The sequence below is a fragment of the Arsenicibacter sp. R0_47 genome, assembly GCF_057652235.1.
Genome location: NZ_JBYFCJ010000051.1, coordinates 1 through 19,561, shown reverse-complemented (window position 1 = coordinate 19,561; position 19,561 = coordinate 1). Strand labels below are relative to the sequence as shown.

Genomic DNA, 19,561 nt, shown 5'->3' with positions numbered 1-19,561 from the left:
GGCCGAACCGGTGCGCCGGAGCGGGTAGATCAAAATTCCTTAGCGTAATTCTTTGTCCCGTTGCTAAAAGAACCCCTACATTACCCCCCTGACGATGACGGAGCTGGAGCAGCGACTGCCTGACGGCCGGTTTATACGCATACACAAATCCTACCTCGTAGCTCTGGACAAAATCAGGCGCCTGAGCGGGAATGAGGTGTTTGTAGGCGACGCCACCCTTCCGGTAGGGCTTACCTACCGGCGTGAGTTAGTGGACCGTCTGCGCTAGCCGTTCGCTGACGGATCATGACGTAGTTCGCTTACCATCCGTATACAGCTTAATGCCCGGCGTAAGGCCGAAGCTGTTCCGCAAGGCGACCCGCGCCGCATGGTAGCCACACATGCCGTGAACACCTCCGCCCGGCGGGGTTGAGGAGGAGCAGATGTACATCCCCGATGCAGAGGTTGCATACGGGCTCAGGCTGATGGTCGGGCGGGTAAACAGCTGACCAATGTCGATCATCCCGCCGCCGATATCGCCCCCGATGTAATTCGGATTCCAGGCTTCGATCTGAGTGGTATTCATCGTGTGCCGTGCCAGAATCAGGTCGCGGAAGCCGGGAGCCACCCGCTCAACCTGCTGTTCGATGTGTGTGGTCATATCGGCCGTCGAGCCGTTGGGCACGTGGCAGTACGCCCAGCCGGTATGTTTTCCTTCGGGTGCCCGCGTCGGGTCAAACAGACTTTGCTGGGCCAGAAGTACATAGGGTTTGTCGTACAGCTTGCCATCGTAAATAGCCTGTTCTCCGGCAGCAATGTTGTCGAGCGTTCCACCGATGTGCAGGGTTCCGGCTTTGTGACACAACGGATTTTTCCAGGGAATCGGCCCGTCAAGGGCCCAGTCAATTTTAAAGATGCCGGCTCCATACCGGAAGCGCTCCAGTTGGCCCCGATACACCCCGGAAAATTCCTGACCGGCGATGCGCAGGAGCTGCTTTGGCGTAAGATCAAACAAAACAGCCTTTGCGTTCGGTATATCCTTCATCGAGCGAACCTCAAAACCAGTCCGGATTTCGCCCCCAAGCGATTTAAAATAAGAGGCCAGGGCATTCGCGATGGTCTGCGACCCTCCTTTGGGCAGCGGCCAGCCATGCCGGTGACCGGCGGCCATCAGTACCAGGGCAATGGCTGAGGTAGTCAGGTTGGTAAGCGGTAAAACCGAGTGGGCAGCCATGCCGGCCAGTAACCCCTGTGCCTCAGGCGTTTTAAACCGTTGTACCAGCTGTGTAACCGGCAACAGCGCATTGAGCCCGAACTGTGCCAGATCAATCGGGTGATCCGGCCAGCGCAGGGGTCCCAGCAGATCGGGCGCCAGCGTCGGCCATCTGGCAACAATCGATGAGAATAGCGCCTGGTACGCCTTCGCGTCTTCACCCAGCAGCCCGGCCGTTTCCGTTACCGACCCTTTCAGGACGGCTACCCGCCCGTTTTCAAACGGATGGGCGGCGGCGATTTCCGGAACGATAAATGACAGGCCATGTTCATGTAAGGGCAAGCTCCGGAAAAACGGTGATCCCGCCGCCATCGGATGAATGGCCGACCCGATATCATGCACGAAGCCGGGCAAGGTCAGTTCCGCTGAGCGGGTACCGCCGCCAATGGTTGGGCGCGCCTCCAGTATCAAAACCGATAGGCCGGCATGTGCCAGAACGATGCCGGCACTCAATCCATTCGGACCGGACCCAACTACGACGGCATCATATTTCTTTTGTAAATCACTCATCGCCAGCTTTCTGGTTTATGCAGTACGCGCCCGTCCGGTTTCAGCAGCCAGCCCGTTACCGGATTCAGGTGATAACCACCCATCTCAGGCCCCCTGGCGGCCAGCAGTTGCTGCATGGTCGGCTGGGTATAGCCGGTATCGTCGGTCACGCGGCTACTGATTAAAGTAACTGTCTGGCTAAGTATGTTAACGTTAAAGAGAACGGCTTGTTTCTGCTTTGCCTGTTTTTGCATACCCCATGCTTTACAAAAGACTTTTCATTTTCAGGCTTAACTGACTAATCGGAATACGGACTCATAGCCCCAACATGCACAGAATTGGTACCTATCCTGCCGTTGGTAAGCGCGGGTCAATCGGGTAAGGCTGAATCGACAGGATCCGGCACTCACGGTGCAGGCTATGCAACGGATCCAGCAACACATTACGCGACGGAGACAGGGGTACTACTGCGGAAGGGATCGCCAGGCACAGGCACGCATGGAGCGCGAACTGCTGTTCGGCAAACTGTGACAGGCCGGCAGGTGTCGCATAGGGATTATCCCAGCCCGGCGGCAGCTCGTCTACGCTGATCGCGTGTATGGAGTGATCGGGTACGGCAATTTCACACAGGATCAGGGGAGGCAAGTCCGCTAAAGGCGTGCCATCCAGGTGTACCATGTATTCCAGAAAACATAGTTCCGGTGTAGTAGCGGTGTAAACCATTGGCCGCCCTTTCGCATTCCAGCGTCCACCGCGTAGCCTGGCCCCCGTTCCTTCCAGGATGCTGTCGTGGTGTGCGTCAGTCTGGATCCGGTATAACGTCAGCGCCATTAGCTAAAGACACCATAGTCAATGCGTCCCAGGATGTCTTCAACCAGCTGGACGCCGGTTGTACTGTCCAGCAGATCCAGCGGGGACCGGTTGCCCAACAGGCGCAGGGGCCGGCTTAGCCAGCGGTTGAATTTGCCCTGATCCTGAAAAACCGTTGTTCCATAACTGGCCAGACGCCCCAGAAGCAGCAGCTTTTCGGACGTAGCAGCATCGAGCCGTTCCGCCTTAGCCTGCCGGTGGAAGGTGGCTACCGATTGGTTAAGTAGCCGTGCCATCTCCTTATCGGTAACCCCCAAAAGTCCGGCAATTCGTCCGGACTCAGTACCCGTCAGCCCCTGACGGGAGCGATCGATGAGTTGAAGCGCCGTCATAGGCTGAAAAAAGGGCTTATGCCCGCTGGTATAAGCAGGTGCTTGCGTTGCCATGATTGATCCATTCAGAGAATGACATGCTCATTTGATAGCAATATAACAATCTTTTGATAGTTCCGGTTCATAATGAGACCGGAACTATCAATGCTGTGGCTTGCGGAATTATTCAGGCCTCATCAGTCTGATCCATTTGTGCCCGGGGCAGGCACCGGTAATCTGCCGGCCGGGACCGTTACGGTAATTACCAAATAACGTTGCCGCCGTCTGACACTGTACCGGCATATACCCGCACCATTGATAGGTATAGGCCACACCAGGAGCACCCGTTGTCCGTAAGCAGACAGAAATACCCTTAGACGGTGCAGCCTGAGCATATTATAAACGCGAAAGTGAACAGCAAAAATACGGTTTCTGTGCCCCCTGTTTATTTTTCAGGCATGGACAAATGCATCAGAAAAGCATATATGCGGCTGATTAAACGCTGCCAGGGCGTAATCAGCCGCGTATAGTGATGACTTACGGAAAGGTCCGCCCGACGGCATCATGCAACTCTCATAAACCCTTATTGAATGCACGTACTGCCGCAACAGGATCTGCGAAATAGGCTGTCCGCTGACTGGCCGTTTCTCCCACATAAATTTCATATTGATCATTTTCAATGCCCTTTACGGTCGTTTCGGCAAAGACCCCGGGAGCCATACCCGTATGACCGCCCATGTCTTTCGTCGCTTCCGTATCAACCAGCGAGGGCATGACTTCATACAGCTTGATAGCCGTATTTTTTCCAGACTCAGACGCAGGGCGACTGTGTGCGAGTGCAGGGCTGCTTTAGAATCAGAATACGTAGGTAAAATGAGCAACGGGTGAAACGTAACATTAGACGTTATATTGACAATAGCCGCTTCGGGTTGCTTTTTGAGCAGGGGCAGGAGCTTTTCTGTTAATAAAACCGGACCGAAATAATTGACCTCAAATTCCTGCCGGGCTTTCTGATAGGCATCCGCTCCTTCGCCAAGCCGGTATAAACGGGCAACACCGGCATTGTTGACCAGTATGCTCAGTGTCGGATAGTCAGTTTTAAGCCGGGCCGCCAGCGCCTCAATGTCCTGTTGGTTGCTGACATCGCAGGTCAGGGCTTCTACCCCGAGTTCACGCCCCGCTTTCTGTAGTTTAGCCGTATTGCGGCCAACCAGAATGACATGGTTTCCTTTTTCTTTCAGCAGTTTGGCAATTGCATAGCCAATCCCCGATCCGCCACCGGTGACAAGGGCGGTTTTGTTAGTTAGAATCATAATTAGTTAGTATTGATTTTTGTCAGACATTGGTTGTTTTTCTAATTGATAAGGCTGAGGGCCATACGACGAGGGTGCTAACTGAACCGCACGCAACAGGTCATCCACCTCATCATTCTCCGGTTGTCTGGATGTATCATTTAGTTTGGTGGCATAGCGCCACTCAAAGGCCTTTACTAATGACATTGTTTTGTTTATGTTATTTTTAGTGTTAATTTCACTTGCAAATTGCAAGTTAAATTAACACTTTTTATGAAAGACATTAAGCCACGGTCGGCATGCCCGCTGAGTTATGGACTGGACTTTATTGGCGACAAATGGTCACTGCTAATCATACGGGATATGGCCCTGAATAATAAATCAACGTATGGTGAGTTTCTGAACTCTGAAGAGCAGATTGCCACCAATATCCTCGCAGACCGGCTCGGTATGCTGGAAGCCTATGGGTTTGTAACCAAACAGGTCGCTGCCGATAAAAAATCTAAGTTTTTGTACCGGCTGACCGAAAAGAGCATTTCGCTGGTACCCGTAATCATTGAAATCGGTCTGTGGGGGTCGGTCTACAATCCACCAGGCCTGAACACGCAGCTGTTATCTGCATTGCAGCAGGATAAAGAAGGCACAATCCGGCGCATTCAGGAGAACCTGAGACGTCACGAGTAAGCAGTATACCAATCAATTATCAGATCACTACCTCTATGAGTCATCCACTGGATAATCCGGTTTGGTCAGCCCTGACATCGGGTAACCAATCCATTGCGCTGGGCAGTGACCAGGCGAAATATTACCCCCCGCAGGTCGCACCTTTTGTGGGGGTTGCCGGCCATACCCGTGGCCATTTTGAGGCGCTACGGGATATCATTCCGTATGAGCAGCCGGTTGCCCTGTTTACGCATGAGCCCCTGCCCGACCCCTCGCCCTGGGTGCTTGTAAACCGCATTGACGGCTTTCAGATGCTGTATGAGGGGCCAGTGCCGGCAGAGGAAGACAGCCTGACAGACTTAACCCGGGCCGATGTTCCCGCCATGCTTGCGCTGACCAGACTCAATCCGCCGGGACCTTTTCTCCCGCAAACCATTGAGTTCGGGGGCTATCAGGGCATTTTTGATGGTGACGAGCTGGTCGCTATGGCAGGTCGCCGGTTTGATAATGGTACCCATGTCGAGATTAGTGCCGTCTGCACGCACCCTGACCATACCGGCAAGGGTTATGCCCGCCGGTTAATCAACAACCAGATTTGCCGGATCCGGGCAGACGGCAAAATCCCCTACCTCCATGTCCGGGCCGATAACGCCCGGGCCTACCGGATTTATGAGCAGATGGGCTTTGTTACCCGGTCCGGAATGATTATTTATATTGTTGCCAAGCCCTGATTTCCGTCAGCCATGAAAAACAACTCCAGATGGATTTCATTATTACTGGTTCTGACAGCGCCACTCCTGTCGGTAATTGATGTATTCATCATCAATGTGGCTATACCGGCAATCCGGAAAGGCATTCATGCCTCCGAAGCGCAGCTGCAGCTGGTGATTGCCCTCTACCTGCTGGCATACGCCTGTCTGCTTGTCACAGGCGGACGCAGCGGAGATTATTTTGGCCGGAAAAATGTCTTCCTGGCCGGAATGCTTGGGTTTTCGCTGGCATCCGCCCTGTGTGGCCTCGCACACACACCGTTCTTTCTGAACACGGCCCGTTTTCTCCAGGGTATAACTGCCGCCTTCATGGTGCCTCAGACGATCGCGTTTATTCAGGTATTATTCCCCGATGCCAACGAACGGACAAAGGCCATCGGCTGGTATGGCATTACCCTGGGACTGGCCAGTATGCTGGGTCAATTCCTGGGCGGGTTCCTGACCTCTTTTCAGTTTTGGGTTGATGGCTGGCGGTTAATCTTCTTTATTAATGTACCGATTGGCCTGACGGCAGTCGTATTGGGCTTTCGGTATTTACCGGAAACCAGGCAGGAGCATAAACAGGCGTTTGATCTGGAAGGGGTACTTCTGCTGACCGGTGCCCTCATTTGCTTTATTGTTCCCCTGATTCAGGGGCGCGAGCTTGGCTGGCCAGTCTGGTGTATGCTCCTGCTGTTGGTTTCGGCTGGCTTATTTGTAGCATTCTATCGGCATCAGCAGGTAAAGAAGAAACGAATGCAACAGCCCCTCATTGATATGGATCTGTTTCTGATTCCTGACTTTACGAGGGGTATCGGGGCAGTCATCTGCTGCTTTATCATGCATAGTTCCTTTCTGCTGATGTCGGCACTGCTCTTTCAGAATGGATACGGTTTTTCTCCGCTCGTTTCCGGCGGCTGTTTCGTGCTGTGGGGAGGGTGTATGCTGCTTTGCTCCCTATGGTCCATGAAGCTGGTGAGCCGGAACAGTAAACAGACGGTATTGGCGGGGGTTTTTCTGATGGCTGTTTCAACTGCTTTGCAATTAGTTTTCTTTACAGGTTCAACCCCTTCACTTATGGTTATCGGGCTGGTCTTGCTACTCCACGGAGCCGGGGCTGGTTTTACGTATTCAACCCTGCTGAATGTTACCCTGCGCAGTGTACCGGCTCCCTTTGCCGGTGCATCGGCAGGAATCTATTCCACGGCTCAACAGGCTGCCGGTGCCTTCGGGATAGCGGCAACAGGCGGTTTATTTTTCTCTGTCCTGGAGAAAAGCAACTACCAGACAGCCTTCCTGTTCGGTTCGGCAGCCAACCTACTGACGCTGTTTGTAATGGTCCTGCTGGTGCTCACATTACCAGCCGGTAAGGCAGCCAATAGCATGGTAACGGACTGATGTATGCTGGCTGGATTCGTTCAGCAGCGGTACCGGCTGCCATCCGGTAAACAAACACGTACCTGTATACAGCCGGACGGCCGCCTTTACGGTTCACTGAAAATTACCTCCCGATGCCTGGTACCCCAATCCGCAAGACCATGAATCAGGTCCTGTAATGTCCAGCCGTATTCCGTCAGGTTATAGTGAACCGACACAGGCTGGGTGTCCAGCACTGTCCGTTTAATGAGCTTATTCTGCTCCAGTTCCTTTAATTCCTTGCTCAGCTGTTTATTCGAAATGCCGGAAAGGTCATTGAGGATTTCCGAAAACCGCCGCTTGTTGTAATAGCAAAGCGAGGAAATAATGGAAATTTTCCATCTCCCGCTCAATATGTCCATGGCATCGTGAATGGCCATGATATCCTTTTTGTGGCATTTTGCGTCTGTCATACGTTACCTGGTTACCCGAAAGTTACTGTTACTTTTAGCTATGAAGTTACAAAAATAAACCAGATCAGGCTAAGTTTGCAGCAACACAAAATAAATGTTTGACCAATGAGCTTTGCCAATAAACATGTCGTAATAACCGGGGGCAGTACCGGAATAGGATTAGCAACCGCGAAAGCCTTTATCCATGCAGGGGCAACTGTATGGATAACCGGACGAAGTGCCGGTAACCTGCAAAAGGCGGCGGATGAAATTAACAGTTCCCAACTAAAAACCATTGTATCTGATACATCAAGCCTGGAAGGTATTGCAGCGTTAGCAAACGTTGTAGCCGAAAACGGAATTAAACTGGATGTACTGTTTCTCAATGCCGCCATTGCCACCTTTGGCCCGATAGCGCAGACCACGGAAGCCGATTTTGATGCCCAGTTCAGTACCAACGTGAAAGGGCCTTACTTTACACTTCAAAAGCTGATGCCTCATCTGGCCGATGGAGCGTCGGTCATCCTTACCTCGTCGGTTGTGGCAACGGCCGCCGGAATTGGTACCAGCGTATATTCGGCCACGAAAGGTGCCTTAAATAAGATTGCACAAATTGCCGCCAATGAACTAGCCGACAGAAAGATCAGGGTAAATATTGTTAGTCCCGGTCCCATCCAGACGCCGGGCCTTGATTCTGTCGTACCCCCGGAAGCGAAACCGCATTTAGCGGCATCGACGGCACTTCAGCGGATCGGTACGCCGGATGAAATAGCCAAGACGGTTTTATTCCTGGCTTCTGATGCCGCCAGCTTTATCAGTGGGGCAGACGTTACTGTTGACGGGGGCTATCTGCCCTATAGCACGAAATAAAATAACCGCGGCAATCAAGACGTCGTAAGGGCAGCCGGAAGTCTATAGCTTCCGGCTTTTATGTGTAGATGCCCGGTAATGTGGCAATCAACGTGTTTTAAGGCAGAAACATGCTTAGAGCTGCCTGCCGGTTAGTTATCCTAAACCCGTCTCTTCCGGCATCACCGCTACTTCACATTTAATATTCCATTCTTTTATGGCTTCTAAAATCGGCAGAAAAGCAAGGCCTTTTTCAGACAGCTTGTAGTCCACTCTCGGCGGTATTTCTTTATACGCCAATCGTTCCAGCAACCCGTCTTCTTCCAGCTCTTTTAATTGCTCGGTCAGTACCTTCCTTGAAATATGGGGGACGATGGCATCTAACTGGCCGAAACGCATGGTACGGGTGCCGATTACATTAATAATCATGGGTTTCCATTTATTGCCAATCGTGCCGATAGCCCTCGTATACACCCCTTGGTCGCAGAGGGCAACCCAAAGACATTGCGAAAGCTGCCGTATTTCTGGCATCCGATGATGCAGCCAGGATTACCGGCGAACAACTTTCGGTGTCGGGGGGATGTATGGCTTCTAAAGTCATCCACTCAAAAAATAGTGGCCGGTGGAACCAGTTTACTGGTACCGACTGGCATTTGCTTTAATGCAGCATTACTCGCACAAACGCCACGGAGACACGCCTTTTTCCGTGGCGTTTGCGCTTTTTTCTGACTGTATCGTTACTAAAAAAGCGGGCGATGCCCGCTTTCTATGCTAACTCAAACAGGCTGCAGACCGCGTCGGCCAGCCGTGTGTCGCTGAGCAAATACCAGCGTTCATTCCCTTTAATTCTTGCCGTTACCAGACCTTTCCCCCGCAGCAGGCTCAGGTGATGTGATACAGTTGTATAATCAATTGCCAGAAGCCGCTGGGCCTCCGTTACACTGAATCCGTCCGGCGCCTGTCTGAGGAGCATGATTAACTGCAGACGGACGGGGTGAGCCACAGCTTTGAGGTGATCGGCCCTTTTTCCAATAATCTGAGGTAAAGTTAAATTCATAAACGTTCAGTAAACTGCTGTGTATAGACCCGGGGTATTCAGCATTGAATACCCCCCCTTTGACTGGCCTAATACATACGTTTAGTAGAACCCTCATGGTTTTCCGGTTACAGCTAAAAAAACAATTATCCCTGTTGTTGAAAACAGGATCATATCCGGTTTTCCGGACATTGAGTAACTATTACGTTATAAATCTGTCATAGGTGATTACAGGTTAAAAATTAGTCCTGGGGGCACACGTTTAATCTTATCTGTTGATTTTGTCTTGACAAAGCAATTAACAGCCTGCATATTCTAACCGGAACCCCCACCCCTGATCAATCCGGATATAATAGGTATTTGGCACGGATCGCTTTAAATTTTGTCAACCCCGGCTCCCAGCTCTTTCTGATCTCTTGTTCCGACATGCCGGCTATGATCTGCTTACGAAGCTGGTCTGTACCAATACGCAGATCAAAGGGAGATACACCGTTGGCCCGTTCCGGCTGGAAAAAACCGGCCTTATCCGGATAAGCCTTATAGAGCTCAATCACCCAGGCTAAATTGAGCTGGCGACGCTTCTGCAACGCTGTTATATCAAAACCGCGAAGGTCAATTCCATAACAAACAGAATCTTTTTGGTTTGGCCGTTCACTCATGCCTGGAATACTTACCGGTTTATACGAAAACGAATAGGTACCTTTTAAGGCAGGGGCTCCCAGAATCGTGAAGGGCATGTATGTTCCCCGGCCTTCGTTGATAGCCGTTCCTTCAAACATACATAAGCTCGGGAAAAGCAGTACGGCCTGCTGCGTATTCAGGTTCGGGGATGGTTTTATTGGCAGGGTATACGGTGTTGTATGATCGTAATTGGCCACTTTTATTACCTTGATCCTGCATTGTTTCGGCAAATAGCCTTCACCGTTAAGGTATTGGGCGAATTCGCCGATGGTCATCCCGTGGGTCATCGGTATGTAATGAATCCCGATAGCCGATTTATATTTATCGTCGGTCATCACCGGCCCATCTACCACATAAGCGTTAGGGTTCGGCCTGTCCAGAATGAGGAGTTCCCTGTTGTTTTCGGCACAGGCTTCCATGACATATTCCAGTGTATTAATGTTGGTATAATACCGGCAGCCCACATCCTGAATATCAAATACCATCAGGTCAACATCGGCTAACTGTTCCGGTGTTGGTTTCTCATTTTTTCCGTACAGCGATATAATCGGAATGCCGGTTTTAGCGTCTTTCTCATTACTTACCGCTGCCCCGTTACTGGCATTCCCTCTGAAGCCATGCTCAGGGCCGAACACTTTGACAATGTTAATTCCGAGACTCAATAAACTGTCTACGCTGCTTTTGCTGCCGATAAGTGAACTCTGATTAGCAACCAGTCCGATTCGTTTTCCTCTTAAATACGGCAAGTACAGGTCAGTCTGGTCGGCTCCTGTTATCACACGGGGCTTTTGGGCCGAAGGTCGGGGTGACGACACCCGTTGTGCCTGAGCATAGCTGTTGTCAATGCCAGCCAGTAGCAGGCAAAGTATGGCGGTAACCCGCATCATTTTTAGACTATTCATAATTTAGTATTGGTATCAGGAAGCTGTCTCCGGACCATAAGGTGGTAATATAGGTAAATCAGGTTACGTATCATAATCCGTGGTAGCACCAGCGGGTTAAGGAAACTTTTACTGAATTGCTTTTGTGATAATAGTTACAACAAGCGCTAATCTGGATTCAAGTCCGTATTAACTATGACACATAACCGGCCAATCGCCTATTCAATGCTGGAGCTAGCTATTGTCTCGGCGGGCAGTTCATTCCGGCAAACGCTGACGAATGCCCTGGCATTAGCCAAACAAGCCGAGGCCAGTAACTACAAACGCTTCTGGCTGGCAGAACATCATAATTCCGATCATATCGGCAGTAGTGCTACCTCCCTGCTGATCGGCTATATTGCTGAAAATACCCGGACCATCAGTGTTGGCTCGGGGGGAATTATGCTGCCGAATCATTCTCCGTTGATCATTGCGGAACAGTTTGGTACCCTGGCACACCTGTACCCGGGCCGCATCGATTTAGGGCTGGGGCGGGCTCCGGGCACGGATCAACGCACGGCAGAGGCTATACGCTCTGATTTTATGCGGGCAGCGCAGGCATTTCCGGCAGAAGTAGACAAAATTCAGGGTTACTTTTCGGCAGCGAATAAACAGTCTCCGGTCCGGGCGGCCATCGCCGAAGGAACCGGGGTACCAGTCTATATCTTAGGATCGAGCACGGATAGTGCCCATGTTGCAGCGGCCAGAGGTTTGCCTTACGCGTTTGCCAGCCACTTTGCTTCTACCCATCTGTTAAACGCGCTCAACATATACAGGCACACGTTTCAGCCTTCTGCAGTACTGAACCAACCCTATACCATGGCCGGGGTGAATATATATGTGGCCGACAGCGATGAAGAAGCGCATCATTTATTTACCAGCCTGATCCGCATGTTTGTGGGATTGTTAACCGGCGACAGAGCACCGTTATCACCGCCTACCGAAATGACCCCGGAACTGCGCGCAATGGTTAATCATCCTTCCGTACAGCAAATGCTGAAATACTCGTTTGTCGGCAGTAAACAAACGGTTAAACAGCAGGTAATCAATTTCCTGGAGCAAACCGGGGTTGATGAACTGATCGCTGTATCCGCGATGTATAATCTACAGGACAGACTTCATTCTACCCGGCGATTCGCCGAAATCATGACTGAACTCAATGAAGAGCTGGTAAAACCGCAACTTCACCAGAAACAGGCCACTGACTGAGCATTGTTAAAAGGATCAGCCATTCCTGTAAACCAGGTAAGGCAACGTCGGGGAGACTACGGTGTAATCCGTTCTCCCCGATTTTTGTATAGTCAGACCGAAAGCTCATTAAATACACCAATTTGAGTGCATGGATTTAATCTGTGTTGGATTTTCATATATCTATGTGACCTTATTCATTAAAGGCCTTAAGACAATGTGTGTATGGAAGGGGCAGACATTGACGATGATCACTTCAGGGGTGAATTCAGTACCTATTGCGTAAAGCATGTTGACCGGATTATTAATCTGATTACCAAACCGGATTCGACAGTTGACACGGCCTCCCCCACCTATATGGAAGGGATTTTATGCTATTTCAGCCTCTATGTTTTTTGCCTGAAACACGAGCTGACAAACAGACTGATTAATCAGCTTACTTCCGAAACAATTCTTACCACCTCTACTGAACAGTTGTTAATCACCAGACCGTTGTGGGTGTCGGTTGATACGCTGATTGCTGATTATCTGGCCGAACAGGGCCATATGCCGGCAACTACTGTCAGGTCCCTCTATAACAGCTTAGCGCGCATTTGTTTCCTTCCTGGCACAGAGATGTCCTGCCAGACAACCAATTGTTCTGATCAGGAGGCGCAAAAGACCATTATTCACGATATCAGGGGTACTAAAGGTATTATCATTGGTGCTGCTATGCTATCCGCAAGCATGCCAACCTCAACTGACAGAGAACAGTTTACAGAAATTATCCGCAGAAATCTGGTAAAGCTGACGGATGCCTACAGTACATTATCAGGTCTGATACATACGGACGTCTGATAGCAGTCAGTATTGGTAAGGCAGTAAAAATCTATGGTAAGTGACGCGGAAACTGCGCGCTTACTGACAAACGGTATGAGACAAAAACAAAAAAATACAGAGCATCATATTCTGGTGATTGACGATAACGACGATCAGTGCACCATTATCCGGACAGTTATTGAACAGAATTTTTCTGAAGTTGTACCGGTCTTTGCCGCAAACGAAAAAGAAGCGCTGGCTTATCTGGAAGATAATGCCGAAAATACGACAAAAATGCCCCGGCTGATTTTACTCGATTTATACCTGCCCGGCCGCGAAGACGGACTGGCGTTGTTACAGCGGATTAAGGAGAGCGGGTCGTACTTCCGGTTCCCTCCTATTGTTATTCTGAGTGCGTCAAAAAACCTGGAAGATATAGAGGAGTCATACCTGGTCGGATGCTCCTCTTATCTTGTAAAACCCAATTCGATTCTTCAGTGGCAGGAGTTATTTCTGACGCTGAAGAGCTACTGGCTGAAATACATAAATCAATAAAGGGGGTCAGGCCTGCTCATTAAACAGCTTGTCAATTATTAACCGTGCTAACGCTGCAGCCCCTTGCCGTGCCTGTGCATCCGGACCGGTAGTTTTCACGGATATATGAAACACATGGTTCAGATACAATACATGCAGCGTTTTCTGAGCAGGCTCCCACAAGGCCTTATCACCGACATTGTTGACCAGCGTGGTATTCGGAAAAGGCTTTTTATTGGCTACCAGTTCCTCGGATGCAATCGTTTTGTTTGGATTTGGCCTTGACAACCGGGTGGTATCATTTCGTGCTGACGAGTCACGCCGGGATTGCGCCTCGCCGTACGGAACGCCTTGCTGCGCATTAGTACCTTCGGTTTTCGGGCCCGACAAATTATTTTCTTCTGTATAAAACGTCGGCGGCTCTTTCGTTAACTCTGCTTTCGGGGTTGGTCTGAAATATTGTGTAAAGGCATATTCAGACTGAAAGGTTGACTCAAACGGTGAATTTTCATCAAACCGTAGCCGGACCGACTCACCGTTCCAACTGATTGCACAACCATCCGGCTGGTCAGTATGCGTAAACGATGCGTCCTCACCGACTTTAAATAGCGCCCGCATTACTTCAGGATTCAGGTAGTTGCATCGCAGATCATACTTAAAATCAGGACTTAACAGCCAGACTCCGGATACTTCACGGGCCATCGTATTATCACCTGTTCCGGCAGAGGCACCGGTGCCCGAAGAGCTGGAAGGTCCTCCGCCTTTGGAACATGACAGGAATATTATCAGGCAAATACCCATGACTTTGGGTAAATGGTTCGGAAAGTAAGTTGTTAGTCTCATAGTGTTAACTTGTTGAAAGCCCTGTAGCCGATTGCCTGCTGAAGGGCCCGGGCAACCTGTGGATCAGGCTTATCCACTTTAACCGTATACTGAAGCTTCTTGTCGTGATAAAACATACTGTACCAAATTAGGTTGAACGTTATTTTTTAACCCCGGTAGCAGCACCCGGTCCCGGTTCTGCCGGCGGTTTATGAGGTTTCGGGAACACCGGTCCTACAAACACGGATGCCACCACCCCTTACCCGGCGGCACAATTCCCTGTACCGGTTTCCCCGTAGCCAGGCACCGGATGTAGTCACTCAGGAGCGTGGGAGCCGGTAAGGCTCCCGCGCATGTAAAGGCACCAGGCTCATAGTGATTTTCCGGGCGGGTTACCAGACAATGCCAGTCATACGACCCGAACAGCGCCCACGCCGTAACGGCAGAAACCGGTATACCGGCTTCGTTGGCCGATTGGGCCGCCTGCCATGCTTCCTGCAGCCAGCGGATTTGTTCGTCAGGCGTACAGCCTATATGCACTTCAGTTAACGCAAGCGGCATCTTATAGCGCGACCACGCTTCTGCTAGAAGCACCGGCAAACCCACCCGTTTAGCCGGTGCCGCCCGGACAGCTTCCGTGTCAACATAGCGATGCTGTCCATTGCCACCGTGCATGTGTTCCGGATAAAGCGATAGCCGGTCGTCCAGGTATCGTTCGCTGGTAATGTAGTGGTTAATGCCGATCACATCCGGGGAACATGGGTTTTCGGCAAAATACCAGAGCTCCCGCTCGGTAAACCCCAGCCACCGGCAATAATCCCAAAGGGAATGTGCCGGCGTAAACCGGCCGGTCAACAGGTCCCAGGTCAGCCATCTCCGTTCATTTTCCCAATCGGCCTGATACCCGATTGCCGCAATACTATGCGTTTTGCCCAGGTCCTCGGTCTGAACCAGTTTACTCTCCGAATTGACAGTCCGGATTGCCGCCATGCTGCTGATGATAGCCCGGCACTGGCAAAACAAAAGGGACAGACAGGCAACAGCCGACGTCCGGTGTGGATACCAGTGACCGTATAAGCCGGAAAAACGGGCCGTGGTGAGCGGCTCATTTACCGGTGTATATGCGGTTATCCAGGGGTATCGTGCGGCTATTTTCAGGGCGTAGGCCGCCAGACCGCTTTCAAACTGCTCCGGATTGGTAAACGTTGCATACCGCGGACCACAACCGTGATGTACTAAGCCAACAATGGGCCGGATACCTGTGTCAGCCAGCCGGTTAACCCGCTCATCGGCCCATTCCCAGTTAATCGAATCCGGTTTATGGGGGGCTAAGGCTTCCCAGAGCAGCGGATACCGTACCGTTTTCAGCCCTAATCCGACCAGTCTGTCAATATCTGATACCCGGTTTGCGTGTCCGCTGCGGATCAGCTGGTTATAGTATACCTGGCCAACGCGGTTTATGGTACATTCAATACCGCCCCAAATAGCCGCTTTTTGATTTGTCATTGCCTGATTTTCTGCGTGAAAGGTGCAGGGATTAACCGTATACGGATACGACAGGCTTACATGATGCGAAAAAAAATAAGTTTACGGGGAGCGTTACAACAGGCTTATTGATCATATTAATCGCTGTCTGCTAACTTTCCGGAGTACCGTTCGTTTCAATAATACAGCTAAGCTTATTAACCCCTGATGTGGAGCGCATCCTGAAGCAATATGGACTGGATTTTCGAAGGACCAGGCGAAATGCGTGCGCTTTGCCGGGCATTTAACTGGTCAGCAACAACAGTGGGGCCGGTTGACCGGTGGCCTCAAAGCCTGCGGACGGCCGCCCAGATGGTACTGGCCTCCCCGTTTCCAAACATCATACTTTGGGGGAACGACCTGATCCAGCTTTACAACGATGGCTACCGGGACCTGATGGGCAATAAACACCCTGAAGGCCTTGGCCGGCCAACGCAACTCGTCTGGCCTGAGGTTTGGCACATCAACTACCCCATTTATGAGCGGGTCCGGCAGGGTGAATCGTTCTCGTTTGAAGATGCCCTATACCCCCTTGCGCGGTCGGGGCAGCAACCCGAAGACGTGTGGCTCACACTGGCATATAGTCCGGTACTGGAGGAGACCGGCAAGGTGGGCGGTATACTGGTCACGGTCTTTGATACCACAGACCGCGTGCTGGAACAACAGCACCGGCTGCGCGCACAACAGGCTTTACGGGAAAGCGAATTACGGTTCAGCCGGTTACTGAAAGCCACCTCTGAAATTGTTTATTCGATGAATGCCGGCTGGACGGCCATGCTTCAGCTGGACGGAAAAGACTATCTGGAAAGCTCGTCTACCGTGAATTATCACTGGATGGATCACTATATCCCGCAGGCAGAGCAAAAGCGGGTTTGGGGATTTATTCAGCTGGCAATCCGGCAACAAACGCCGTTTGAGGCTGAACATCAGGTAGTGCGCCGGGATGGCTCCACCGGCTGGGTAAATTCGCGGGCAATTCCGATTCCGGACGACGAGGGCCGGATTGTCGAGTGGGTCGGAGCCGCCACAGACATTACCGCCCGTAAGCTGATCGAACACCAACAGGCCTACCTGTTGCGGCTATCGGATACCTTACGTACCCTGACCGATACCAACAGTATTCAGGAACAGGCAGCCCGCTGCCTCGGTTGTGAGCTTAGTGTTTCACGGGCCTTTTATTTTGTGGCGGAAGAAGCGGACGGCAGTTACGTTCATATTGTGTCGAAAGAGTACTACAGCCGGCCGGATATTCCGGCGGTCATCGGACAGCATCCGCAAACAGCTTATGGCCGTTCCGTATATGCCCGTCTGGCGACCGGAGAATCGCTGGTAGTCAACGACATTGACACACTAACTGATTTAACGGATACCGAACGGCAACGATACAATAAACTGCTGGTGCGCTCGATGATTGTTGTTCCGCTCGTGAAAAACGGCCGGTATGTTGCCGCCTTTGCCGTGAATGACGTCCGGCCACGGCAATGGACAGCGCATGAGACCAGACTGGTGGAGGAGACTGCGGAACGGACCTGGGCGGCTGTCGAACGTGCAACGGCGGAAAAAGCGCTGAGCATATCCGAAGAACGGCTGTTACGGGCCATCAACACGGCCCGGACTGTTGTCTGGGAATGGAACGTACCGGAGAATAAAATCGAAACAACATCGAATATTGCGGAAGTCTACGGATACCCCGCCATGACATTTGCCGAACAAGGGTATTCGCTGGTGCATGATGAGGACCGGGAATCCCATTTGCAGAAAGTCCGCCGGGCGGCAACCACCGGGGGCGGCTATTATTCCCGGTTCAGGATCATACGTCCTGATTCACAGGGGATAGTATGGCTCGAAGAACGGGCCGATTCGATTCAGGACGAAAACGGCAATGTCATTAAGCTGGTTGGAGCAGCGATCGACATTACAGAAATAAAATATGCAGAAGAGGCCCTGCGGAAGGCCGATCACCGGAAAAACGAATTTCTGGCCATGCTGGCCCATGAGTTACGCAATCCTATGTCGACGATCCGTTCAGGCTTACAGATTTTGTCGATGACGGGTGAGACGGATGTGATCCGGCCGGCCGTAGCGATGATGAACCGCCAGACCGATCATCTGGTACGGCTCGTAGACGACCTGCTGGATGTAAGCCGCATCAGCCGCGGAACCATTGAACTCCGGAAATCCCGCCTCAACCTGGTTAGCCTGATTGAGCACGCCATGCCGCCGGCAAAAGCCTTGTGTGATGAACGCAGCCATACGCTGAGCGTTCTCCTGCCGTCAACGCCTGTTTTTCTTGACGGCGATGAAACCCGCCTTACGCAGGTCGTAACGAATCTGCTCACAAATGCAGCCAGATACACGCCGCCCGGAGGCCAGATTAGCCTTCGTCTCGTGCAGAATGGCCAACAGGCTGTTGTTGAGGTAACAGATAATGGCATAGGCTTAACCAGTGAGCAGCTCGTATCTGTTTTTGAGCTGTTCATGCAGGTAGATAATTCACTGGCACGCACACAGGGTGGTTTGGGGCTCGGCCTGACGCTCGTGCGGCAACTGGTCGAGTTACATGGTGGCCAGGTTAGTGCCCGGAGCGGCGGACTTGGCCAGGGAAGCACCTTTACCGTAACCCTGCCCACCTTACCTGGCGCTGACGAAAGCTCCGCTGGTTTACTGCCGGAGCTACCGGCAGTAGCGGCCGGCTGCCGGGTTCTGGTCGTAGATGACAATACGGACGCGGCCTTAACCCTCTCCATGCTGCTGAGCATGAAAGGGTACGAAACCTGTACGGAAAACAGCGGGCGGGCAGGCATTGATACAGCCGGCCAGATACAGCCGGATGTTATTTTGCTGGACATTGGTATGCCGGAAATGGATGGCTATCAGACATGTCGCCTTATCCGGCAGCAGCCATGGGGAATGAACCTCTCCATCATTGCGTTAACCGGATATGGGCAGGCCGGGGACCGTCAGCGAACGAAGGAAGCCGGGTTTGACGGTCATTTGGTGAAACCCGTAAATATGACAGAACTGGATCTGCTCATTCACCGGTTACAGCAGCGCCGTACATAAGCGCGGGAACAGACATGTCCGATCTACATGGAGGGCATTAAAAAATGAGGAAAACGGCCGGTACTACCATTCCCTCATTTACTTATCGCGAGGCCGGTCTTTTGTATACCATACCGGTTCTCTCAGGTTTATCCGGAAGCAACCCTTTAACCCTGCATCGACTTTTATGCAGCTCACACCCCGACCCAACGGCAGCCTGGTCACAACAGCGGCAGACTATTATACCTTACTCGCCTCCTTTGCGCAGGCCATCTGGGAAACTGACCCTGACGGGATTGTTGTGACCGACTCGCCCAGCTGGCGGGCCTGCACGGGACAGACACTCGACAGCTACCTGGGCGAAGGATGGATTAATGCCATCCACCCCGACGACCGCCCGTATGCAATGCATCTGTGGAAAGAGGCTGTAGCAGCGCAACAGCCGGTGAATGCTGAGTTCCGGCTGCAGACCCCTGAGGGCGGATGGCGGTGGACCAATGTCAGGGCCACCCGTATCCTTCGGGCCGACGGTTCCATAAAGAAGTGGCTCGGGATCAACATTGACATCAGTGAGAAAAAACTAGGTGAAGAGGCCCTGAAAAAACAGGAAACCCGTACCCGGCTGGCGGTTAAAGCAGCAGAGCTGGCTACTTGGGAATGCAGGGCTTTCTCATAAAACCCTATGCATGGTCATAAATTCGATTAGTGAGTTAAAATCATCCGCAAACTGATC

At 51.6% G+C, this 19,561-nt stretch carries 22 protein-coding genes and 2 pseudogenes; 11 read left to right on the top strand and 13 right to left on the bottom strand.

Annotation, left to right across the window (positions count from 1 at the left end; all coding sequences use genetic code 11):
- Window positions 1-79 precede the first annotated feature (79 nt).
- Window positions 80-268 carry a LytR/AlgR family response regulator transcription factor gene (locus AC23NW_RS34715; RefSeq protein WP_487455205.1) on the top strand — a complete coding sequence of 63 codons (189 nt, stop codon included), beginning with the start codon at window positions 80-82 and terminating at the stop codon, window positions 266-268.
- 15 nt (window positions 269-283) lie between these two features.
- Here the strand turns inward: AC23NW_RS34715 and AC23NW_RS34710 are convergent, their stop codons facing one another.
- The 6 genes from AC23NW_RS34710 to AC23NW_RS34685 form a co-directional block, all read right to left on the bottom strand.
- Window positions 284-1,762, bottom strand: coding sequence for a phytoene desaturase family protein (locus AC23NW_RS34710; protein WP_487455204.1), 1,479 nt, complete (start codon window positions 1,760-1,762; stop codon window positions 284-286).
- Window positions 1,759-1,995, bottom strand: coding sequence for a hypothetical protein (locus tag AC23NW_RS34705; protein ID WP_487455203.1), 237 nt, complete (start codon window positions 1,993-1,995; stop codon window positions 1,759-1,761). Before AC23NW_RS34705 ends, AC23NW_RS34710 begins: the two co-directional genes overlap by 4 nt.
- Before the next feature lie 91 nt (window positions 1,996-2,086).
- The gene (locus tag AC23NW_RS34700; protein ID WP_487455202.1) at window positions 2,087-2,572 is read right to left on the bottom strand and encodes an RES family NAD+ phosphorylase; all 486 of its coding nucleotides are present in this window, start codon (window positions 2,570-2,572) and stop codon (window positions 2,087-2,089) included.
- Complete coding sequence (gene parS, locus AC23NW_RS34695; RefSeq protein WP_293843034.1) at window positions 2,572-2,997, bottom strand: type II RES/Xre toxin-antitoxin system antitoxin; 426 nt, start codon at window positions 2,995-2,997, stop codon at window positions 2,572-2,574. Before parS ends, AC23NW_RS34700 begins: the two co-directional genes overlap by 1 nt.
- Before the next feature lie 611 nt (window positions 2,998-3,608).
- The gene (locus AC23NW_RS34690; RefSeq protein WP_487455201.1) at window positions 3,609-4,235 is read right to left on the bottom strand and encodes an SDR family NAD(P)-dependent oxidoreductase; all 627 of its coding nucleotides are present in this window, start codon (window positions 4,233-4,235) and stop codon (window positions 3,609-3,611) included.
- A gap of 6 nt (window positions 4,236-4,241) precedes the next feature.
- On the bottom strand, window positions 4,242-4,421 hold the full coding sequence (locus AC23NW_RS34685; RefSeq protein ID WP_487455200.1) for a hypothetical protein: 180 nt from the start codon (window positions 4,419-4,421) through the stop codon (window positions 4,242-4,244).
- 66 nt (window positions 4,422-4,487) lie between these two features.
- On the opposite strand from AC23NW_RS34685, the gene AC23NW_RS34680 reads away from it, so the two are divergent.
- The 3 genes from AC23NW_RS34680 to AC23NW_RS34670 are packed head-to-tail and all read left to right on the top strand — an operon-like array spanning window position 4,488 to window position 7,024.
- On the top strand, window positions 4,488-4,898 hold the full coding sequence (locus tag AC23NW_RS34680) for a winged helix-turn-helix transcriptional regulator (RefSeq protein WP_487455199.1): 411 nt from the start codon (window positions 4,488-4,490) through the stop codon (window positions 4,896-4,898).
- Between the two features lie 35 nt (window positions 4,899-4,933).
- On the top strand, window positions 4,934-5,608 hold the full coding sequence (locus AC23NW_RS34675; RefSeq protein ID WP_487455198.1) for a GNAT family N-acetyltransferase: 675 nt from the start codon (window positions 4,934-4,936) through the stop codon (window positions 5,606-5,608).
- 12 nt (window positions 5,609-5,620) lie between these two features.
- Window positions 5,621-7,024 (top strand): MFS transporter, encoded by a 1,404-nt coding sequence (locus AC23NW_RS34670; RefSeq protein WP_487455197.1) that lies wholly within the window; start codon window positions 5,621-5,623, stop codon window positions 7,022-7,024.
- An 86-nt stretch (window positions 7,025-7,110) separates the two neighbouring features.
- On the opposite strand, the gene AC23NW_RS34665 is transcribed toward AC23NW_RS34670, so the two are convergent.
- On the bottom strand, window positions 7,111-7,455 hold the full coding sequence (locus tag AC23NW_RS34665; RefSeq protein WP_293845685.1) for a winged helix-turn-helix transcriptional regulator: 345 nt from the start codon (window positions 7,453-7,455) through the stop codon (window positions 7,111-7,113).
- A gap of 105 nt (window positions 7,456-7,560) precedes the next feature.
- Between AC23NW_RS34665 and AC23NW_RS34660 the strand changes: the two genes are divergently transcribed.
- On the top strand, window positions 7,561-8,304 hold the full coding sequence (locus tag AC23NW_RS34660; RefSeq protein ID WP_487455196.1) for an SDR family oxidoreductase: 744 nt from the start codon (window positions 7,561-7,563) through the stop codon (window positions 8,302-8,304).
- A 135-nt stretch (window positions 8,305-8,439) separates the two neighbouring features.
- Here the strand turns inward: AC23NW_RS34660 and AC23NW_RS34655 are convergent, their stop codons facing one another.
- Window positions 8,440-8,814, bottom strand: coding sequence for a winged helix-turn-helix transcriptional regulator (locus tag AC23NW_RS34655; protein WP_487455195.1), 375 nt, complete (start codon window positions 8,812-8,814; stop codon window positions 8,440-8,442).
- Here AC23NW_RS34655 and AC23NW_RS34650 point away from each other — a divergent pair.
- Window positions 8,763-8,945 (top strand): annotated as a pseudogene (locus AC23NW_RS34650) (SDR family oxidoreductase); the annotation flags it as partial. The gene AC23NW_RS34655 and the pseudogene AC23NW_RS34650 overlap by 52 nt on opposite strands.
- Before the next feature lie 104 nt (window positions 8,946-9,049).
- On the opposite strand, the gene AC23NW_RS34645 reads toward AC23NW_RS34650, so the two are convergent.
- Window positions 9,050-9,340, bottom strand: coding sequence for an ArsR/SmtB family transcription factor (locus tag AC23NW_RS34645; RefSeq protein ID WP_487455194.1), 291 nt, complete (start codon window positions 9,338-9,340; stop codon window positions 9,050-9,052).
- Window positions 9,341-9,657: 317 nt separating this feature from the next.
- Window positions 9,658-10,902, bottom strand: coding sequence for an exo-beta-N-acetylmuramidase NamZ family protein (locus tag AC23NW_RS34640; protein WP_293844984.1), 1,245 nt, complete (start codon window positions 10,900-10,902; stop codon window positions 9,658-9,660).
- A gap of 174 nt (window positions 10,903-11,076) precedes the next feature.
- Here AC23NW_RS34640 and AC23NW_RS34635 point away from each other — a divergent pair, with 174 nt between their 5' ends.
- The 3 genes from AC23NW_RS34635 (at window position 11,077) to AC23NW_RS34625 (ending at window position 13,461) form a co-directional block, all read left to right on the top strand.
- Window positions 11,077-12,129: an LLM class flavin-dependent oxidoreductase gene (locus AC23NW_RS34635; RefSeq protein ID WP_487455193.1), complete on the top strand. Its 1,053-nt coding sequence runs from the start codon at window positions 11,077-11,079 to the stop codon at window positions 12,127-12,129.
- Between the two features lie 204 nt (window positions 12,130-12,333).
- Complete coding sequence (locus AC23NW_RS34630; RefSeq protein WP_487455192.1) at window positions 12,334-12,945, top strand: hypothetical protein; 612 nt, start codon at window positions 12,334-12,336, stop codon at window positions 12,943-12,945.
- A gap of 75 nt (window positions 12,946-13,020) precedes the next feature.
- Window positions 13,021-13,461, top strand: a complete 441-nt coding sequence (locus AC23NW_RS34625; protein WP_487455191.1) for a response regulator — start codon at window positions 13,021-13,023, stop codon at window positions 13,459-13,461.
- 6 nt (window positions 13,462-13,467) lie between these two features.
- On the opposite strand, the gene AC23NW_RS34620 is transcribed toward AC23NW_RS34625, so the two are convergent.
- The 3 genes and pseudogenes from AC23NW_RS34620 to AC23NW_RS34610 all read right to left on the bottom strand — a co-directional run bounded on the left by AC23NW_RS34620 (window position 13,468) and on the right by AC23NW_RS34610 (window position 15,768).
- Window positions 13,468-14,283, bottom strand: coding sequence for a hypothetical protein (locus AC23NW_RS34620; protein ID WP_487455190.1), 816 nt, complete (start codon window positions 14,281-14,283; stop codon window positions 13,468-13,470).
- A gap of 26 nt (window positions 14,284-14,309) precedes the next feature.
- Window positions 14,310-14,399 (bottom strand): annotated as a pseudogene (locus tag AC23NW_RS34615) (manganese catalase family protein); the annotation flags it as partial.
- Between the two features lie 97 nt (window positions 14,400-14,496).
- Window positions 14,497-15,768: a glycoside hydrolase gene (locus tag AC23NW_RS34610; protein WP_487455189.1), complete on the bottom strand. Its 1,272-nt coding sequence runs from the start codon at window positions 15,766-15,768 to the stop codon at window positions 14,497-14,499.
- 210 nt (window positions 15,769-15,978) lie between these two features.
- Here AC23NW_RS34610 and AC23NW_RS34605 point away from each other — a divergent pair, with 210 nt between their 5' ends.
- Together AC23NW_RS34605 and AC23NW_RS34600 are read left to right on the top strand one after the other, a co-directional pair.
- Window positions 15,979-18,849 carry an ATP-binding protein gene (locus AC23NW_RS34605; RefSeq protein WP_487455188.1) on the top strand — a complete coding sequence of 957 codons (2,871 nt, stop codon included), beginning with the start codon at window positions 15,979-15,981 and terminating at the stop codon, window positions 18,847-18,849.
- Between the two features lie 166 nt (window positions 18,850-19,015).
- Complete coding sequence (locus AC23NW_RS34600) at window positions 19,016-19,504, top strand: PAS domain-containing protein (RefSeq protein ID WP_487455187.1); 489 nt, start codon at window positions 19,016-19,018, stop codon at window positions 19,502-19,504.
- Window positions 19,505-19,561 lie beyond the last annotated feature (57 nt).